Consider the following 2,025-nt stretch of genomic DNA (forward strand, 5'->3'; position numbering starts at 1 on the left):
CCTGTTCTGACTCTGATTACTGCTGCCCTGATTCCTGTCAGTTCTGTTGTTCTCCTGCCTGTGCCTTTCCCGGGCGTCCCCCTGGCGGGGCGGGCTGTCGTGAACGGAGCCAGCGAAGCTGTCTCCGCCCTGGCGGGCTTCCATCCCTGACGCTAAACCCCGGGCTTGCAGCGACCGTTCCGGTCGCGCCGCCTCTGTCGCGCCGTGACCTGCGCTCCCGGCATCCCGGCAAAAGGCCGCCGGGATGTGAGGGGCAACGCCGTTTCGCGCACGCGCTCTTCGTCGTTGCGGCGGGTGCCTGCCCGTTGTTGTATCCGGTGCCATACACCCGTTTAAGCCCCTGTCGCCGGGGGCAAAGACAGCCACAACCGTCTCCGCCAGTCCAGGGGTGAAATGCACATCCCACAAAAGTGCCCAAAAGCAGGCAAAAACTTTTGCGGTCTGCCCCCGGACAGTCGTTTCCGGCCGTGGCAGTGATGCCCCTTGCGGCGAAGGTTCTCAAACGGGTGATGGTTAATACCGGAGGGAACAAACGGCAGGTCCCCGCAAAACGTCAAAACCGCGGCTCCCGAAACTCAACGGGTGATGGGGGCTGAAAACATCAGATGCAGGAGGAATTATGAGCGCATTTTCTTTTAACACCACTTATCAGCCAACCGGTGATCAACAGAAAGACGCAATCGCACAAATCGACATCATGCAGAGTCGTGCTGTTCAGGCAAATCTTGCATATCAGAGCAACCAGGATGCGGAAACGCTGATGAAACAGTTAGGGCAAATCAATGATGAACTGGGGGTGCTGTTGGATAGCCTGGAAAATCACACGCCAGTTATCAGAAAAAAAGCCAGTGATTTGAGTGCACTGATGATGCTTTTCAGCCAACAGGCCGGTCAGTCCATGAGCAGTCCTGTGTGATGATTATCCCCCTGATTGTTGGTGATTTGTTAATGGCAATCAGGGGGCAGGAAATTAAGCGAAAGATGCTCTGATGGCTGAACTGGCTCTGGAGTACCGAAAATCGGGCCGCACCGTCGTCCCGGATAGTGCTGAAATATTTAATGTGGAGAGAAAGGATGGGATATATCACATATGTTACAGATCAACGACCCGGTGAACCAGATATCCTGACCGGGAACACGTTTGCTGATCTGGAGATTCGTGATTCTGATGGGCATCTTCTGCTGAAAGTGTCTGCACCTGAAGCCGGCTGGACACACGAAAGCCTGAACCTTGTTCAGCCGCAGGAAGTGCAGGAGGGGAACGATGCATTTGATGCTTATCTGAATGGTATATGGATCGGCTCGACAGAGGTCTGAACAAATCACGCCAGCAGAAGACGTTGCTGGCGTCTTCTGCATTCCCGGGGGAGCTGTCGAGCGGCATGTTTGCTTATACCGATGTCCCGACGATGATTATTCGTTTGCGTGCCTGATGACACAGGGCAGGCGGGAGGATAAATGCCTGTCTGCCCGCGCCGGGAAAAGACCGCGCGCCGGTGGCGCTGAAAGGGACTGCGCTGACGCGCCGCCCCTTTCATTACGCGGACGTTCTGATGGGGGGCTTCTGTTTCTTCATGCCTGTCATTTGTCTGTTACTGATGTTGTTGTTCCTGCTACTGCTACTGTTCTTCTTTTTCCTGCTGCTCTGATTACTGTCAGTTTTGTTGTTCTCCTGCCTGTGCCTTTCCCGGGCGTCCCCCTGGCGGGGCGGGCTGTCGTGAACGGAGCCAGCGAAGCTGTCTCCGCCCTGGCGGGCTTCCATCCCTGACGCTAAACCCCGGGCTTGCAGCGACCGTTCCGGTCGCGCCGCCTCTGTCGCGCCGTGACCTGCGCTCCCGGCATCCCGGCAAAAGGCCGCCGGGATGTGAGGGGCAACGCCGTTTCGCGCACGCGCTCTTCGTCGTTGCGGCGGGTGCCTGCCCGTTGTTGTATCCGGTGCCATACACCCGTTTAAGCCCTGTCGCCGGGGGCAAAGACAGCCACAACCGTCTCCGCCAGTCCAGGGGTGAAATGCACATCCCGMAA

The 2,025-nt window shown here is 57.2% G+C and carries 2 protein-coding genes and 3 pseudogenes; 3 read left to right on the plus strand and 2 right to left on the minus strand.

From position 1 onward, the window contains the following. Positions 1 to 324 (minus strand): annotated as a pseudogene (locus FFT88_RS25770) (hypothetical protein); the annotation flags it as partial. 295 nt (positions 325 to 619) lie between these two features. Between FFT88_RS25770 and FFT88_RS24495 the strand changes: the two are divergent. The 3 genes and pseudogenes from FFT88_RS24495 to FFT88_RS25365 all read left to right on the plus strand — a co-directional run. Next, on the plus strand, positions 620 to 916 hold the full coding sequence (locus FFT88_RS24495; protein ID WP_135405997.1) for a hypothetical protein: 297 nt from the start codon (positions 620 to 622) through the stop codon (positions 914 to 916). Between the two features lie 158 nt (positions 917 to 1,074). Continuing rightward, on the plus strand, positions 1,075 to 1,317 hold the full coding sequence (locus tag FFT88_RS24500) for a hypothetical protein (RefSeq protein WP_000540591.1): 243 nt from the start codon (positions 1,075 to 1,077) through the stop codon (positions 1,315 to 1,317). Then, positions 1,314 to 1,433, plus strand: a pseudogene (locus FFT88_RS25365) (class I SAM-dependent methyltransferase); the annotation flags it as partial. The gene FFT88_RS24500 and the pseudogene FFT88_RS25365, both read left to right, overlap by 4 nt. An 88-nt stretch (positions 1,434 to 1,521) precedes the next feature. Here the strand turns inward: FFT88_RS25365 and FFT88_RS25775 are convergent. Further along, a pseudogene (locus tag FFT88_RS25775) lies at positions 1,522 to 1,942 on the minus strand (hypothetical protein); the annotation flags it as partial. Positions 1,943 to 2,025: the final 83 nt, after the last annotated feature.

This window comes from Escherichia sp. E4930 (assembly GCF_005845405.1).
Lineage (GTDB): Bacteria > Pseudomonadota > Gammaproteobacteria > Enterobacterales > Enterobacteriaceae > Escherichia.

Bases quoted from the DNA above. Each gene is read 5' to 3' on its own strand.
- FFT88_RS24495 (WP_135405997.1), top strand. From the start codon at position 620: ATGAGCGCATTTTCTTTTAACACCACTTATCAGCCAACCGGTGATCAA.
- FFT88_RS24500 (WP_000540591.1), top strand. From the start codon at position 1,075: ATGGGATATATCACATATGTTACAGATCAACGACCCGGTGAACCAGAT.